This window comes from Zoogloea sp. LCSB751, assembly GCF_002028455.1.
Taxonomy (GTDB): domain Bacteria; phylum Pseudomonadota; class Gammaproteobacteria; order Burkholderiales; family Rhodocyclaceae; genus Zoogloea.
The window spans coordinates 97,689-112,965 of the sequence record NZ_MWUM01000001.1; the positions used below are offsets into that span (position 1 = coordinate 97,689).

At 58.0% G+C, this 15,277-nt stretch carries 19 protein-coding genes; all 19 read left to right on the forward strand.

Annotated elements, in window-relative coordinates; genetic code table 11:
• Positions 1-29: 29 nt before the first annotated feature.
• The 19 genes from rpoC (at position 30) to rplE (ending at position 15,274) form a co-directional block, all read left to right on the forward strand.
• Complete coding sequence (gene rpoC / locus B4920_RS00490) at positions 30-4,241, forward strand: DNA-directed RNA polymerase subunit beta' (protein ID WP_079432644.1); 4,212 nt, start codon at positions 30-32, stop codon at positions 4,239-4,241.
• 131 nt (positions 4,242-4,372) lie between these two features.
• Positions 4,373-4,750, forward strand: coding sequence for a 30S ribosomal protein S12 (gene rpsL, locus B4920_RS00495; protein WP_079432645.1), 378 nt, complete (start codon positions 4,373-4,375; stop codon positions 4,748-4,750).
• Between the two features lie 33 nt (positions 4,751-4,783).
• Positions 4,784-5,257, forward strand: a complete 474-nt coding sequence (rpsG, locus tag B4920_RS00500) for a 30S ribosomal protein S7 (protein WP_079432646.1) — start codon at positions 4,784-4,786, stop codon at positions 5,255-5,257.
• Positions 5,258-5,367: 110 nt separating this feature from the next.
• Entirely contained in the window at positions 5,368-7,464 is a 2,097-nt protein-coding gene (gene fusA, locus B4920_RS00505; protein ID WP_079432647.1) for an elongation factor G, read from the forward strand.
• A gap of 28 nt (positions 7,465-7,492) precedes the next feature.
• Positions 7,493-8,683, forward strand: coding sequence for an elongation factor Tu (tuf, locus tag B4920_RS00510; RefSeq protein WP_079432636.1), 1,191 nt, complete (start codon positions 7,493-7,495; stop codon positions 8,681-8,683).
• Positions 8,684-8,739: 56 nt separating this feature from the next.
• Complete coding sequence (rpsJ, locus tag B4920_RS00515) at positions 8,740-9,051, forward strand: 30S ribosomal protein S10 (protein ID WP_079432648.1); 312 nt, start codon at positions 8,740-8,742, stop codon at positions 9,049-9,051.
• Positions 9,052-9,167: 116 nt separating this feature from the next.
• A complete protein-coding gene (rplC, locus tag B4920_RS00520; RefSeq protein ID WP_079432649.1) occupies positions 9,168-9,812 on the forward strand; it encodes a 50S ribosomal protein L3 in 645 nt (214 codons plus the stop codon).
• Between the two features lie 11 nt (positions 9,813-9,823).
• Positions 9,824-10,444 (forward strand): 50S ribosomal protein L4, encoded by a 621-nt coding sequence (rplD, locus tag B4920_RS00525; protein ID WP_079433099.1) that lies wholly within the window; start codon positions 9,824-9,826, stop codon positions 10,442-10,444.
• Positions 10,441-10,746 (forward strand): 50S ribosomal protein L23, encoded by a 306-nt coding sequence (rplW, locus tag B4920_RS00530; protein ID WP_079432650.1) that lies wholly within the window; start codon positions 10,441-10,443, stop codon positions 10,744-10,746. The genes rplD and rplW overlap by 4 nt, the downstream gene beginning before the upstream one ends.
• 5 nt (positions 10,747-10,751) lie before the next feature.
• Positions 10,752-11,579, forward strand: a complete 828-nt coding sequence (rplB, locus tag B4920_RS00535) for a 50S ribosomal protein L2 (protein ID WP_079432651.1) — start codon at positions 10,752-10,754, stop codon at positions 11,577-11,579.
• A 10-nt stretch (positions 11,580-11,589) separates the two neighbouring features.
• Entirely contained in the window at positions 11,590-11,865 is a 276-nt protein-coding gene (gene rpsS / locus B4920_RS00540; RefSeq protein ID WP_011767136.1) for a 30S ribosomal protein S19, read from the forward strand.
• 12 nt (positions 11,866-11,877) lie between these two features.
• A complete protein-coding gene (rplV, locus tag B4920_RS00545) occupies positions 11,878-12,207 on the forward strand; it encodes a 50S ribosomal protein L22 (RefSeq protein ID WP_079432652.1) in 330 nt (109 codons plus the stop codon).
• A 9-nt stretch (positions 12,208-12,216) separates the two neighbouring features.
• Positions 12,217-13,041, forward strand: coding sequence for a 30S ribosomal protein S3 (gene rpsC / locus B4920_RS00550; RefSeq protein ID WP_079432653.1), 825 nt, complete (start codon positions 12,217-12,219; stop codon positions 13,039-13,041).
• Complete coding sequence (gene rplP, locus B4920_RS00555; protein ID WP_079432654.1) at positions 13,010-13,423, forward strand: 50S ribosomal protein L16; 414 nt, start codon at positions 13,010-13,012, stop codon at positions 13,421-13,423. Before rpsC ends, rplP begins: the two co-directional genes overlap by 32 nt.
• Positions 13,424-13,426: 3 nt before the next feature.
• Entirely contained in the window at positions 13,427-13,621 is a 195-nt protein-coding gene (gene rpmC, locus B4920_RS00560; RefSeq protein WP_079432655.1) for a 50S ribosomal protein L29, read from the forward strand.
• Positions 13,618-13,884 carry a 30S ribosomal protein S17 gene (rpsQ, locus tag B4920_RS00565; RefSeq protein WP_079432656.1) on the forward strand — a complete coding sequence of 89 codons (267 nt, stop codon included), beginning with the start codon at positions 13,618-13,620 and terminating at the stop codon, positions 13,882-13,884. The genes rpmC and rpsQ overlap by 4 nt, the downstream gene beginning before the upstream one ends.
• A 148-nt stretch (positions 13,885-14,032) precedes the next feature.
• Positions 14,033-14,401: a 50S ribosomal protein L14 gene (gene rplN / locus B4920_RS00570; RefSeq protein WP_079432657.1), complete on the forward strand. Its 369-nt coding sequence runs from the start codon at positions 14,033-14,035 to the stop codon at positions 14,399-14,401.
• A 6-nt stretch (positions 14,402-14,407) separates the two neighbouring features.
• Complete coding sequence (gene rplX / locus B4920_RS00575; protein WP_216819711.1) at positions 14,408-14,725, forward strand: 50S ribosomal protein L24; 318 nt, start codon at positions 14,408-14,410, stop codon at positions 14,723-14,725.
• 9 nt (positions 14,726-14,734) lie between these two features.
• The gene (rplE, locus tag B4920_RS00580) at positions 14,735-15,274 is read left to right on the forward strand and encodes a 50S ribosomal protein L5 (protein ID WP_079432659.1); all 540 of its coding nucleotides are present in this window, start codon (positions 14,735-14,737) and stop codon (positions 15,272-15,274) included.
• Positions 15,275-15,277: the final 3 nt, after the last annotated feature.

The following is a 15,277-nucleotide window of genomic DNA, read 5'->3' on the forward strand; positions in this document are numbered from 1 at the left end:
ATGCGTGCTCACCCTGGATGGAGTGATTGATGAAAAGTTTGCTCGCTGATCTGTTCAAGCAAAGCCTGCCGAACGAGGAAGAGTTCGATGCCATTACCATCAGCCTGGCGTCTCCCGAGACGATCCGGTCCTGGTCGTATGGCGAAGTGAAGAAGCCTGAGACCATCAACTACCGGACTTTCAAGCCGGAACGTGATGGCCTCTTCTGTGCCAAGATCTTTGGCCCGGTGAAGGACTACGAGTGTCTGTGCGGCAAGTACAAGCGCCTCAAGCACCGCGGTGTGATCTGCGAGAAGTGCGGCGTCGAAGTGACGCTGTCGAAGGTCCGCCGTGAACGCATGGCGCACATCGAGCTGGCCTCGGTGGTTGCCCATATCTGGTTCCTGAAGAGCCTGCCGAGCCGTCTCGGCATGGTGCTCGACATGACCCTGCGCGACATTGAACGCGTGCTGTACTTTGAAGCCTACGTGGTCACCGATCCCGGCATGACCCCGCTGAACCGTGCCCAGATCCTGTCGGAAGACGATTATCTGGCCAAGGTTGAAGAGTACGGTGACGACTTCATCGCGCTGATGGGCGCCGAAGGTATCCGCGAGATGCTGCGCAGCCTCGATCTGCCCCACGAGATCGAGAAGCTCCGCTCCGAGCTGGAAACCACCGGTTCCGAAGCCAAGATCAAGAAGATCTCCAAGCGCCTGAAAGTGCTGGAGGCCTTCCAGCAGTCCGGCATCAAGCCGGACTGGATGATCCTCGAAGTGCTGCCCGTGCTGCCGCCGGACCTGCGTCCGCTGGTTCCGCTGGACGGCGGCCGCTTTGCGACTTCCGACCTGAACGACCTCTACCGTCGCGTCATCAACCGGAACAACCGTCTGAAGCGTCTGCTCGAGCTGAAGGCGCCGGAAATCATCGTCCGCAACGAAAAGCGGATGCTGCAGGAGTCCGTCGACTCCCTGCTCGACAACGGTCGTCGCGGCAAGGCCATGACCGGTGCCAACAAGCGTCCGCTCAAGTCCCTGGCCGACATGATCAAGGGTAAGGGCGGTCGCTTCCGTCAGAACCTGCTGGGTAAGCGCGTTGACTACTCCGGCCGTTCGGTGATTACCGTGGGCCCGCAGCTCAAGCTGCACCAGTGCGGCCTGCCCAAGCTGATGGCGCTCGAGCTGTTCAAGCCTTTCATCTTCAACAAGCTCGAACTGATGGGGCTTGCGACCACCATCAAGCAGGCCAAGAAGATGGTGGAAGGCCAGGAGCCGGTGGTGTGGGACATCCTCGAAGAGGTGATCCGCGAACATCCGGTCATGCTGAACCGTGCGCCGACGCTGCACCGTCTGGGTATCCAGGCCTTCGAGCCGACCCTGATCGAAGGCAAGGCACTGCAACTGCACCCGCTGGTCTGCGTGGCGTTCAACGCCGACTTCGACGGTGACCAGATGGCCGTCCACGTGCCGCTGTCGCTGGAAGCGCAGATGGAAGCCCGCACGCTGATGCTGGCGTCCAACAACGTCCTGTCCCCTGCCAACGGTGAGCCGATCATCGTGCCGTCCCAGGATATCGTGCTGGGTCTGTACTATGCGACGCGCGCCGGTGTAAATGCCAAGGGCGAGGGCATGGCGTTTGCCGATGTGGGCGAAGTGAAGCGCGCCTACGAGTCGGGTCAGGTGTCCCTGCACGCCAAGGTCATCGTCCGCCTGAAGGAATGGGATCTGGGGCCGGAAGGCGAGACGATCGAAAAGATCACCCGCCACGAGACCACCGTTGGTCGCGCCATCCTGTCGGAAATCCTGCCGGCGGGTCTTCCCTTCAGCGTGCTGCAGAAGCCGATGAAAAAGAAGGAGATCTCCAAGCTGATCAACGCCTCCTTCCGGCGTTGCGGCCTGAAGGCCACCGTGATCTTTGCCGACAAGTTGATGCAGGCCGGCTTCGGTCTCGCAACCCGCGCCGGTATCTCGATCGCCGTGAAGGACATGCTGGTGCCCGAACTGAAGCACCCGCTGATCCAGGCTGCCGAGCAGGAAGTCAAGGAAATCGCCCAGCAGTACACCTCCGGTCTGGTGACCGATGGTGAGCGCTACAACAAGGTGGTGGATATCTGGGGCCGCGCCGGTGACCAGGTCGCCAAGGCGATGATGGACCAGCTTGGCCAGGAGGATGTCGTCGATCGCAACGGCAAGACGGTCAAACAGGAGTCCTTCAACTCCATCTACATGATGGCCGACTCCGGCGCACGGGGTTCCGCTGCGCAGATCCGTCAGCTGGCCGGTATGCGCGGTCTGATGGCGAAGCCGGACGGCTCCATTATCGAGACTCCGATTACGACCAACTTCCGCGAAGGTCTGAACGTTCTGCAGTACTTCATCTCCACCCACGGTGCCCGTAAGGGTCTGGCGGATACGGCGCTGAAGACCGCGAACTCCGGTTACCTGACCCGTCGTCTGGTGGACGTGACGCAGGATCTGGTGGTCATCGAGGATGACTGCGGCACGAAGAGCGGCTTCCTGATGAAGGCCCTGATCGAAGGCGGTGAGGTTGTGGAGCCGCTGCGCGACCGGATTCTCGGCCGCGTTACGACCGATGACCTGGTTAATCCGGATACGCAGGAAACCGTTATCGACGCTGGCACGATGCTGGACGAAGATGCGGTGGAGCTCATCGAGAGCCTCGGCATCGACGAAGTCCGCGTGCGCACTCCGCTGTCCTGCGAGACTCGCTATGGTCTGTGCGCCAAGTGCTATGGCCGCGATCTCGGCCGCGGCTCCCTGGTAAATGCCGGTGAGGCTGTCGGCGTGATCGCTGCCCAGTCGATCGGTGAGCCGGGTACCCAGCTGACGATGCGTACCTTCCACGTGGGTGGTGCCGCATCCCGGGCCGCCGCCGCCAGTTCGGTCGAGGCCAAGTCTGCCGGCGTGATCCGCTTCACGCAGAACATGCGTTATGTGGCCAACGCCAAGGGTGAGAAGATCGTGATTTCCCGGTCGGCCGAAGTCGTCGTGACCGACGAAATGGGCCGCGAGCGTGAGCGCCACAAGATTCCTTACGGCGCCACCCTGGCTGTCGACGAGGGCGTGGCGATCAAGGCGGGCACCCAGCTTGCCACGTGGGATCCCCACACTCGTCCGATCATTACGGAATACGCCGGCTTCGTTAAGTTCGAGAATGTCGAAGAGGGCGTCACCGTTGCGAAGCAGATCGACGAAGTGACGGGTCTGTCCACGCTGGTGGTCATCGATGCCAAGCGGCGCGGCGCCAGCTCGGCGAAGGGTGTGCGTCCGCAGGTCAAGCTGCTGACCGAGACCGGCGAGGAAGTGAGGATCGCCGGTACCGAGCACGCCGTGTCGATCACCTTCCAGGTCGGTTCGCTGATCACCGTGAAGGATGGTCAGGAAGTCTCCGTGGGTGACGTGCTTGCACGTATCCCGCAGGAATCCGCGAAGACTCGCGACATTACCGGTGGTTTGCCGCGAGTGGCAGAACTCTTCGAGGCTCGCGCCCCGAAGGATGCGGGCGTTCTGGCCGAGGTGACGGGTACCGTCTCCTTCGGCAAGGATACCAAGGGCAAGCAGCGTCTCGTGATCACCGAGCCGGACGGCACGGTCCACGAGTTCCTGATCCCGAAGGACAAGCACGTCATGGTGCACGATGGCCAAGTCGTGAACAAGGGCGAGCTGATCGTCGACGGTCCGGCGGATCCGCACGACATCCTGCGTCTGCAGGGTGTCGAGGCTCTGGCCCGCTATATCATCGACGAGGTGCAGGACGTGTATCGACTGCAGGGCGTGAAGATCAACGACAAGCACATCGAGGTGATCGTTCGCCAGATGCTGCGTCGCGTGGTTATCACCGACCCGGGCGATACCGGTTTCATCCGCGAAGAGCAGGTCGAGCGTGCGGAAGTACTGGACGAGAACGACAAGATCGTTGCCGAAGGCAAGCTGCCGGCCAACTACAGCTACCTGTTGCTGGGTATCACGAAGGCGTCGCTGTCTACCGACTCGTTCATCTCCGCGGCTTCCTTCCAGGAAACGACCCGCGTGCTCACCGAGGCCGCAATTCTCGGCAAGCGTGACGAGCTTCGTGGCCTCAAGGAAAACGTCATTGTCGGTCGTCTCATTCCGGCGGGTACCGGTCTGGCCTATCACCGCAATCGCAAAGCCCAGACACTGGGTGAGGATCTAGGTGAAGGGCATGCCTGGGAGCCGCGGGTCGAGGCCTCGGAAGCCGAAAATGCCCCGCATGCTGGTTGACGAAAACTTGACGAAGGCGATATACTCCGGCCTCTTTTTGCGGACTGGCCAATCGTAGTCAGTCGCAGCCGGAATAACCATCCGAGGCGGTCCCTGGCGGGCTGCCTCGGTGTTTTGGGAAATTCTTAGCTATGCCAACAATTAATCAACTCGTTCGTAAGGGCCGGCAGGCGCCCGTTTCCAAGAGCAAGGTTCCCGCGCTCGAGGCTTGCCCGCAAAAGCGGGGCGTTTGCACCCGTGTTTACACCACTACTCCGAAGAAGCCGAACTCCGCACTGCGTAAGGTGGCCAAGGTTCGTCTGACCAACGGCTTCGAAGTGATCTCCTATATCGGTGGTGAAGGTCACAACCTGCAGGAGCACTCGGTTGTGCTGATCCGCGGTGGCCGGGTTAAGGATTTGCCTGGTGTGCGTTACCACATCGTTCGTGGCTCCCTTGATCTGCAAGGCGTCAAGGATCGTAAGCAGTCCCGTTCGAAGTACGGTGCTAAGCGCCCGAAAAAGTCTTAATTGTCGGCATTCAAAGAATAGCGAGAGTCAATCATGCCCCGTCGTCGTGACGTACCCAAGCGTGAAGTCCTGCCCGATCCGAAGTTCGGTAGTCAGGATGTTTCCAAGTTCATCAACGCCATCATGCAAAGCGGCAAGAAGTCCGTCGCTGAGCGCATTGTTTATGGCGCCTTTGATGCCATCGTTGCCAAGGCTGCCGGCAAGGACCCCCTTGAGGTGTTCTCCGCTGCGTTGAGCAACGTTCGTCCGGTCGTGGAAGTCAAGAGCCGCCGCGTTGGTGGTGCTAACTACCAAGTGCCCGTGGAAGTGCGTCCTGCTCGTCGTATGGCCTTGTCCATGCGCTGGCTGCGTGAAGCTGCTCGCAAGCGTTCCGAGAAGTCCATGGCCCAGCGCCTGGCTGGCGAGTTGCTTGAGGCCGCTGAGGGCCGTGGCGCCGCTATGAAGAAGCGTGAAGAAGTGCATCGCATGGCAGAAGCCAACAAGGCCTTCTCCCACTACCGCTTCTGATTTTTGGCGAAGTCCACGTCGGGCCCTGAAAGGGGCTCGACTTGTTTGTAAGTATCTGTACGAACTCCATTTTGCGGGGTTCGCAAATTCAGGAAGGCAAGGTTAGCACTGTGGCACGGAAGACCCCGATCGAGCGCTACCGTAATATCGGTATCTCGGCTCACATTGACGCCGGCAAAACCACCACGACGGAACGCATCCTTTTCTATACGGGTGTGAACCACAAGATCGGTGAAGTTCACGATGGCGCCGCCACCATGGACTGGATGGAGCAAGAGCAGGAGCGGGGTATCACGATTACCTCCGCTGCGACCACTTGTTTCTGGAAGGGCATGGAAATGAACCTCCCGGAACATCGTTTCAACATCATCGACACCCCGGGGCACGTGGACTTCACTATTGAAGTCGAGCGTTCCATGCGTGTGCTTGATGGTGCGTGCATGGTGTACTGTGCTGTGGGTGGCGTTCAGCCCCAGTCTGAAACGGTGTGGCGTCAGGCTACCAAGTACAAGGTGCCTCGCCTTGCCTTCGTGAATAAGATGGACCGTTCGGGTGCCAACTTCTTCAAGGTCGTCGACCAGATGAAGACCCGTCTGAAGGCCAATCCGGTTCCGGTTGTGATCCCCATTGGTGCTGAAGATACCTTCACCGGTGTGGTCGATCTGATCAAGATGAAGGCTATCCTGTGGGACGAGGCGTCCCAGGGTATGAAGTTTGACTACGTCGAGATTCCCGCTGATCTGCAGGACGAAGCTCAGTCCTGGCGCGAGCAGATGGTTGAGGCGGCAGCGGAGGCTTCCGAGGAACTCATGAACGAGTACCTTGAGAACGGTGATCTGTCCGAAGAGAAGATCAAGCTCGGTCTGCGTACCCGTACCATCGCCTGTGAAATCCAGCCGATGCTGTGTGGTACTGCCTTCAAGAACAAAGGTGTACAGCGCATGCTTGACGCCGTGATCGAATTCCTCCCGTCTCCGGTCGATATTCCGCCAGTTCAGGGTGAAGACGAGGATGGTAAGGCTGTTGAACGCAAGGCGTCCGATAGCGAAAAGTTTGCTGCACTGGCTTTCAAGCTGATGACCGATCCGTTCGTTGGTCAGCTGACCTTCGTTCGTGTGTATTCTGGCGTGCTGAACTCCGGTGCTACCGTCCTGAACTCCGTTAAGGACAAGAAAGAGCGCATCGGCCGTATTCTGCAGATGCACGCCAACGAGCGTGAAGAGATCAAGGAAGTTCTGGCAGGCGACATCGCTGCTTGTGTGGGCTTGAAGGAAGTGACGACAGGTGAAACCCTCTGCGATCCGGATGCGCCGATCATTCTCGAGCGCATGGAATTCCCTGATCCCGTGATTCACGTTGCTGTCGAGCCGAAGACCAAGGGCGACCAGGAAAAGATGGGTATCGCGCTGGGTCGTCTGGCTGCCGAGGATCCGTCCTTCCGTGTGCGTACGGACGAAGAGTCTGGCCAGACCATCATCTCCGGCATGGGCGAGTTGCACCTCGAAATCATCGTTGATCGCATGAAGCGCGAATTCAACGTTGAGGCCAACGTCGGCGCTCCGCAGGTTGCTTACCGCGAGGCTATTCGCAAGGCTGTCGAGCAAGAAGGTAAGTTCGTCAAGCAGTCGGGTGGTCGTGGTCAGTTTGGTCACGTCTGGATCAAGCTTGAGCCGAACGAAACCGGCAAGGGCTACGAATTCGTCGATGCGATCAAGGGTGGTGTGGTTCCCCGCGAGTACATCCCTGCGGTCGACAAGGGCCTGCAGGAAACGCTGCCGAATGGCGTGCTGGCCGGCTTCCCGGTGGTTGACGTTAAAGTGACCCTGTTCGATGGTTCTTACCACGACGTGGACTCCAACGAAAACGCTTTCAAGATGGCTGCGTCCATGGCATTCAAGGATGCAATGCGCAAGGCCAATCCGGTTCTGCTTGAGCCGATGATGGCTGTTGTTGTAGAGACCCCGGAAGACTACATGGGCAACGTGATGGGCGATCTGTCCTCCCGTCGCGGTATCGTTCAGGGTATGGACGATATTCCTGGCGGCATGAAGGAAGTCAAGGCTGAGGTGCCGCTGGCCGAGATGTTCGGTTATGCGACCCAGCTCCGTTCTCTGACGCAGGGTCGTGCGACTTACTCGATGGAGTTCAAGCACTACTCTGAGGCACCGAAGAGCGTCGCGGAAGCCGTTATCAGCAATCGCAAGTAATTAATCGAAACCAGATAAGGATTAAGCAATGGCAAAGGAAAAGTTCGAGCGGAAAAAGCCGCACGTGAACGTTGGCACGATTGGTCACGTTGACCATGGCAAGACGACGCTGACGGCTGCAATCACGACCGTTCTGTCGCGCAAGTTCGGCGGCGAGGCGAAGGCCTACGACCAGATCGATGCGGCGCCGGAAGAAAAGGCTCGTGGTATCACCATTAACACCGCGCACGTCGAATACGAAACCGAGACCCGTCACTATGCTCACGTTGACTGTCCGGGTCACGCTGACTACGTGAAGAACATGATCACCGGTGCCGCCCAGATGGACGGCGCCATCCTGGTGTGTTCCGCCGCTGACGGCCCGATGCCGCAGACCCGCGAGCACATCCTGCTGGCCCGTCAGGTTGGTGTGCCCTTCATCATCGTCTATCTGAACAAGTGCGACATGGTTGACGACGAAGAGCTGCTCGAGCTGGTTGAAATGGAAGTGCGCGAGCTGTTGTCCAAGTACGACTTCCCGGGCGACGACGTGCCCATCATCAAGGGTTCCGCCCTGAAGGCGCTGGAAGGCGATCAGTCCGATATCGGCGAGCCGTCCATCTTCCGTCTGGCTGATGCGCTGGATTCCTACATTCCGACCCCGGAGCGCGCGATCGATCTGCCGTTCCTGCTGCCGATCGAAGACGTGTTCTCCATCTCCGGTCGTGGTACCGTGGTGACCGGTCGTGTCGAGCGCGGCATCGTCAAGGTCGGTGAAGAAATTGAAATCGTCGGCATCAAGCCGACCGTCAAGACCATCTGCACCGGCGTGGAAATGTTCCGCAAGCTGCTGGATCAGGGTCAGGCTGGCGATAACGTGGGCGTGCTGCTGCGCGGCACCAAGCGTGAAGACGTCGAGCGCGGCCAGGTGCTGTGCAAGCCGGGCTCCATCAAGCCGCATACCCACTTCACCGGTGAAGTGTATGTGCTGTCGAAGGAAGAAGGCGGTCGTCACACCCCGTTCTTCAACAACTACCGTCCGCAGTTCTACTTCCGTACTACGGACGTGACGGGCTCCATCTCCCTGCCGGAAGGCACCGAGATGGTGATGCCGGGCGACAACATTTCCATGACCGTCAAGCTGATTGCTCCGATCGCCATGGAAGAAGGTCTGCGTTTCGCCATCCGTGAAGGCGGTCGTACCGTCGGCGCCGGTGTGGTTGCCAAGGTTATCGAGTAATACTATCCGGGCACGGCGCATGGTGCGTCGTGCCGTCTTGCTCTTTGGGAAATAGCATGCAAAACCAAAAGATCCGTATCCGCCTCAAGGCTTTTGACTATAAGCTGATCGACCAGTCCGCCCTTGAGATCGTGGATACCGCGAAGCGTACCGGTGCTGTCGTTCGTGGTCCTGTGCCGCTGCCGACTCGCATTGAGCGCTTCGACCTTCTGCGCTCCCCGCACGTTAACAAGACTTCCCGCGACCAGTTTGAGATCCGCACTCATCTGCGTCTGATGGATATCGTTGATCCTACCGACAAAACGGTTGACGCGCTGATGAAGCTTGATCTGCCGGCCGGTGTTGACGTCGAAATCAAGCTGCAGTAATCGAATCTATTGCGCTAATTGCGCAAGGGCCGGTATAATCCGGCCCTTGCGCTTTTTGGCGCAGTTTGTGATGACAATCGGTCCTGGTCAATCGCAACCAGGGTAAGGAGAATAAAATGAGTCTAGGCCTTGTCGGGCGCAAGGTGGGCATGACTCGCATTTTTGCTGAGGATGGTCAGTCCATTCCGGTAACTGTGCTGGATGTGTCCAATAACCGTGTGACCCAGATCAAAACGGCTGAAACGGACGGTTATTCCGCCGTTCAAGTGACGTTCGGTGTTCGGCGTGCCAGTCGTGTTAATAAGGCTGCTGCCGGTCATCTCGCCAAGGCGGGTGTCGAGGCGGGTCATGTGTTCAAGGAATTTCGCGTTGATGCAGATCGTCTCGCCGCCCTGAAGGCTGGTGATGTGGTTGGTGTCGATATCTTTGCCGTCGGTCAGAAGGTTGATGTAAGTGGGGTTTCGATTGGTAAGGGCTATGCCGGCACCATCAAGCGTCACAACTTCGCTTCCGGTCGTGCTACCCACGGCAACTCCCGTAGCCATAATGTTCCGGGCTCCATCGGTATGGCGCAGGATCCGGGGCGTGTTTTCCCTGGTAAGCGCATGACTGGCCACCTCGGTGCGGCCAATACCACGGTGCAGAATCTCGAAGTGGTTCGCGTAGATCTTGAGCGCGGTCTGCTGCTGATCAAGGGTGGTGTGCCTGGTCATGATGGTGGCGACGTGGTTGTTCGTCCGGCTGTCAAGGCTGGCAACTGAGGGGGAGCATGATGGAACTGAAGCTGTTGAATGAACAGGGTCAGCCGTCTGCAACCCTGCAGGCGTCCGACTCACTGTTCGGCCGTGAGTACAACGAAGCCTTGATTCATCAGGTTGTCGTTGCTTATATGGCCAATGCCCGTTCTGGCAATCGTGCCCAGAAGGGTCGTGATGAAGTTGCTCATACTACCCACAAACCGTGGCGTCAGAAAGGTACGGGTCGTGCCCGTTCCGGTATGAGCTCCAGTCCGATTTGGCGTGGAGGCGGTCGTGCCTTCCCGAACAAGCCGGACGAAAACTTCTCTCACAAGGTGAACCGCAAGATGTACCGCGCTGGCGTGGCTGCGATTCTGTCGCAGCTGGCCCGTGATGGTCGCTTGTCTGTTGTTGAGGGTTTTGCCGTCGAGGCTCCGAAGACCAAGCTTCTGGCTCAGAAGCTGAAGAATCTCGGTCTGGAATCCGTGCTCGTGATTACCGATTCCTTTGACGAGAATCTTTACCTGTCGTCCCGGAATCTGCCGAACGTTCTCGTGCTCGAAGTCAGCGAGACCGATCCGGTATCCCTGGTGCGCTTCCCGAACGTGCTGGTCACTAAGGGTGCCGTCGCCAAGATGGAGGAAATTTGGCAATGAGCGCATTCAAGGAAGAGCGTCTGCTGCAGGTGTTGCTCGCCCCGCAGATCTCTGAGAAGGCGACGCTGATCGCCGACAAGAACGAGCAGGTTGTTTTTCGCGTTGCCAGTGACGCTACCAAGCCGGAAGTGAAGGCTGCAGTCGAACTTCTGTTTAAGGTGGAAGTGAAGGCTGTTCAAGTGGCAAACGTCAAGGGCAAGCAAAAGCGTTTCGGCAAGGTTTTCGGTCGTCGTAAGGACTGGAAGAAGGCTTATGTCAGCCTCAAGCCGGGCCAAGAAATCAACTTCGCGGCCGGGGAGTAAGCAAGATGGCACTCGTTAAAGTCAAACCGACTTCCGCTGGCCGCCGTGCCGTGGTCAAGGTGGTTAACGCCGGTCTTCACAAAGGGGCGCCTGTTGCCTCCTTGCTGGAGAAGCAGTCGAAGACTGCCGGTCGTAACAACAATGGCCATATCACCACTCGTCACAAGGGTGGCGGTCACAAGCAGCACTATCGCGTCATCGATTTCCGTCGCAACAAGGATGGGATCGTGGCCAAGGTCGAGCGTATCGAGTATGACCCGAACCGCTCCGCCAATATCGCTCTGCTGTGCTACGTCGATGGTGAGCGTCGTTACATCATCGCTCCCAAGGGGCTGGTTGTCGGTCAAGCCGTGGTGAGCGGTTCCGAGGCTCCGATCAAGGCAGGTAATACCTTGCCGATCCGGAATATCCCGGTTGGTACGACGCTGCACTGCGTTGAAATGATCCCGGGTAAGGGCGCTCAGCTTGCGCGCGCTGCTGGTACTTCCGTCCAGTTGCTGGCTCGCGAGGGTATCTACGCTCAGGTTCGTCTGCGTTCCGGTGAAATCCGCCGCGTGCACATCGAGTGCCGCGCGACCATCGGTGAGGTGGGTAACGAAGAGCATAGCCTGCGCAAAATCGGCAAGGCCGGTGCGAATCGTTGGCGTGGTATCCGCCCGACCGTTCGCGGTACGGCTATGAACCCGGTTGATCACCCGCATGGTGGTGGTGAAGGCCGTACCGGCGAAGGCCGCGTGCCTGTCAGCCCGTGGGGTCAGCCGACCAAGGGTTATCGTACCCGTAGCGTCAAGCGTACCGACTCGATGATTGTTCAGCGTCGGCACAAGCGATAAGAGGTAAGACATGGCACGTTCTATTAAGAAGGGCCCCTTTATCGACGCACACCTCCTGAAGAAGGTGGACGCCGCCCGGGCCTCGAATGACAAGCGCCCGATCAAGACTTGGTCGCGCCGCTCCACTGTGCTGCCGGACTTTGTTGGTCTGACGATTGCCGTTCATAACGGTCGCCAACATATCCCGGTGTACGTTTCCGAAAACATGGTTGGTCACAAGCTCGGCGAATTTGCGCTGACCCGTACTTTCAAGGGTCACGCAGCGAGCAAGAAGGCCAAGCGCTAAGGGGTAATGACAATGGAAACCAAAGCCATTCTCCGCGGCGTTCGTCTGTCGGAACAAAAGGGTCGCCTGGTGGCCGATCTGGTGCGCGGCAAGACTGTTGAGCAAGCGCTGAATATTCTGACCTTCTCGCCCAAAAAAGGCGCGAAGATCATTAAAAAGGTTGTCGAGTCCGCTATCGCCAACGCCGAGCATAATGACGGCGCCGATATTGACTCGCTGCGCGTCAAGACGATCTACGTCGAGCAAGGCATGACGTTAAAGCGTTTTACTGCGCGTGCGAAGGGTCGTGGCAACCGGATCAGCAAGCCGACCTGCCATATTTATGTGACGGTCGGAGAGTAAGGAGAACCCATGGGACAGAAAATCCATCCGACTGGCTTTCGCCTGGCGGTAACGCGTAATTGGGGCTCTCGTTGGTTTGCTGCTGGTAGCGACTTCTCCACGATGCTCAACGAGGACCTGAAGGTTCGCGCGCATCTGAAGAAGAAGCTTGCCCACGCTTCCGTGAGCCGTGTCGTCATCGAGCGTCCTGCCAAGAATGCCCGCATCACCGTCTTCAGCGCTCGTCCGGGCGTTGTGATCGGCAAGAAGGGTGAGGACATCGAAAAGCTGAAGGCTGATCTTCAGGGCATTATTGGCGTGCCGGTGCACGTCAATATTGAGGAAGTGCGCAAGCCTGAGACGGATGCTCAGTTGATCGCCGACTCCATCGCTCAGCAGCTGGTCAAGCGGATCATGTTCCGTCGCGCCATGAAGCGCGCGATGCAGAACGCCATGCGTCTGGGTGCCCAGGGCATCAAGATCATGAGTTCCGGTCGTCTGAATGGCGCGGAAATCGCCCGTACGGAATGGTATCGCGAAGGTCGTGTGCCTCTGCATACCCTGCGCGCTGACATCGACTACGGTGTTTCCGAGGCTCACACGACCTATGGTGTTATTGGCATCAAGGTGTGGGTTTATAAGGGCGAGGCGCTCGCCCGCAACGAGCAGCCCGCTGCGACGGAGAACGAGGGCGATGCCCGTCGTGGCCGTCGTCGCAATGAGGGTGCCGACAGCAAGCCGGGTGCCAAGCGGCCCGCACGCCGCACTGGTGGCGATCAGGCTGATGGCGCAAAACGGACCAAGAAAGAAGCAGGAGTGAATGATGCTGCAGCCGTCGAGAAGGAAGTATCGTAAGGAGCAGAAGGGCCGCAATAAGGGTCTCGCCACCCGCGGTGCCAAGGTAAGCTTTGGCGAGTACGGTCTGAAGGCGGTTGGGCGTGGTCGTCTTACTGCTCGTCAGATCGAATCTGCGCGTCGTGCGATGACCCGTCACATCAAGCGTGGTGGTCGCATTTGGATTCGTGTGTTCCCGGACAAGCCGATTTCTCAGAAGCCGGCGGAAGTGCGGATGGGTAACGGTAAGGGTAGCCCGGAATATTGGGTTGCCGAGATCCAGCCTGGCAAGGTTCTCTACGAGATGGATGGTGTTGATGAGGCCTTGGCCCGTGAGGCGTTCCGTCTTGCTGCTGCCAAGCTTCCGATCGAAACCGTCTTCGTTGTCCGGATGGTGGGGTAAATCATGAAAGCTTCGGAATTGCAGGCTAAAGATGCCGGCCAGCTTAATGCTGAACTGCTCGAGTTGCTGAAGGCTCAGTTCAGCCTTCGTATGCAACTTGCCACGCAGCAGCTCGGCAATACTTCGCAGCTCGGCAAGGTTCGTAAGGACATCGCTCGAGTCAAGACCATTCTTCGTCAGAAGGCGGGTGCGAAATGACTGATCAAGTGAAAAACAAGCGCGTCGAAGTTGGCCGCGTTGTCAGCGATAAGATGACCAACACCGTCACCGTTCTGGTTGAGCGTCGTGTGAAGCATCCGCTGTACGGCAAGGTTATCAAGCGCACTGCCAAGTACCACGCCCATGTCGAGGCTGGTGTTGCGAAAGAGGGCGATCTCGTAGAAATCGAGGAAACTCGCCCGATCTCCAAGACCAAGACCTGGCGGGTGACCAAGGTTCTCGAGCAGGTTGTGGCAGTTTAAGTAGTAGATGTTGTAGAAATGGCTTGCCAAGCGATTGGCAAGCCATTATTATTGCTGTCTTTGCTCTTGCACGGTTCCGTGCAAGTCCAATCAACCCGAACGGGATCCAAAACTGGTCGCTGCTGGCGAGCCAAGTTGGAGAGTTTAAATGATCCAAATGCAAACGATGCTGGACGTCGCCGATAATACCGGCGCGCGTCATGTGATGTGCATCAAGGTGCTGGGCGGCTCCAAGCGTCGCTACGCCGGTGTTGGTGACATCATCAAGGTGAGTATTAAAGATGCGGCTCCTCGTGGTCGTGTTAAGAAGGGTGACGTTTATAGCGCCGTGGTGGTTCGTACTGCCAAGGGTGTTCGTCGTCCGGATGGCTCGCTGATCAAGTTTGATCGCAATGCTGCGGTCCTGCTTAACAACAAGGGCGAGCCGATTGGTACGCGTATCTTCGGGCCGGTTACGCGCGAGTTGCGTACCGAGAAGTTCATGAAGATCGTCTCCTTGGCGCCTGAAGTTCTCTAAGGGGTTATTGTGAATAAGATTCGCAAAGGCGACGAAGTCGCCGTCCTTACGGGCAAGGACAAGGGTAAGCGCGGTACCGTTCTGCGTGTTCTGGAAGGTGCTGTGGTTGTCGAAGGTATTAATCGCGTCAAGAAGCACGTGCGTCCGAACCCGTTGAAGGGTCAGGTTGGCGGTATCGTGGAGAAGGAAATGCCGATCGATACTTCCAATGTGGCGCTGTTCAACGCGGCCACTCAGAAGGCTGATCGCGTTGGCTTCAAGGTGCTTGAAGATGGTCGCAAAGTGCGCGTCTTCAAGTCCAGTGGCGAAGTAGTGGATGCGTAAGGGGTAGTCATGGCGCGCCTGCAAGAATTCTACAAAGAGACCGTTGCGCCTGAGCTTCTGACGAAGTTCGGTTACAAGACGGTCATGGAAGTGCCCCGCATCACCAAGATCACCCTGAATATGGGTGTGGGTGAGGCTGTCGGCGATAAGAAGGTTCTCGATTATGCTGTTGGCGATCTGCAGAAGATCGCTGGTCAGAAGCCGGTGACCACCAAGGCGAAGAAGTCCATTGCGGGCTTCAAGATTCGTGACGGTTATCCGATCGGCTGCATGGTTACGTTGCGCGGTCCTCGCATGTTCGAGTTCCTCGATCGTCTGGTGACAATTGCCATGCCGCGTATCCGCGATTTTCGCGGTATTGCTGGTAAGGGTTTTGACGGTCGTGGCAATTACAACCTTGGCGTTAAAGAGCAGATTATTTTCCCGGAAATCGAGTACGACAAGATCGATGCTCTGCGCGGGATGAATATCAGCATCACGACGACGGCCAAGACGGACGACGAAGCGCGCGCTCTGCTCGCCGCGTTCAAGTTCCCTTTCAAGAACTGAGGG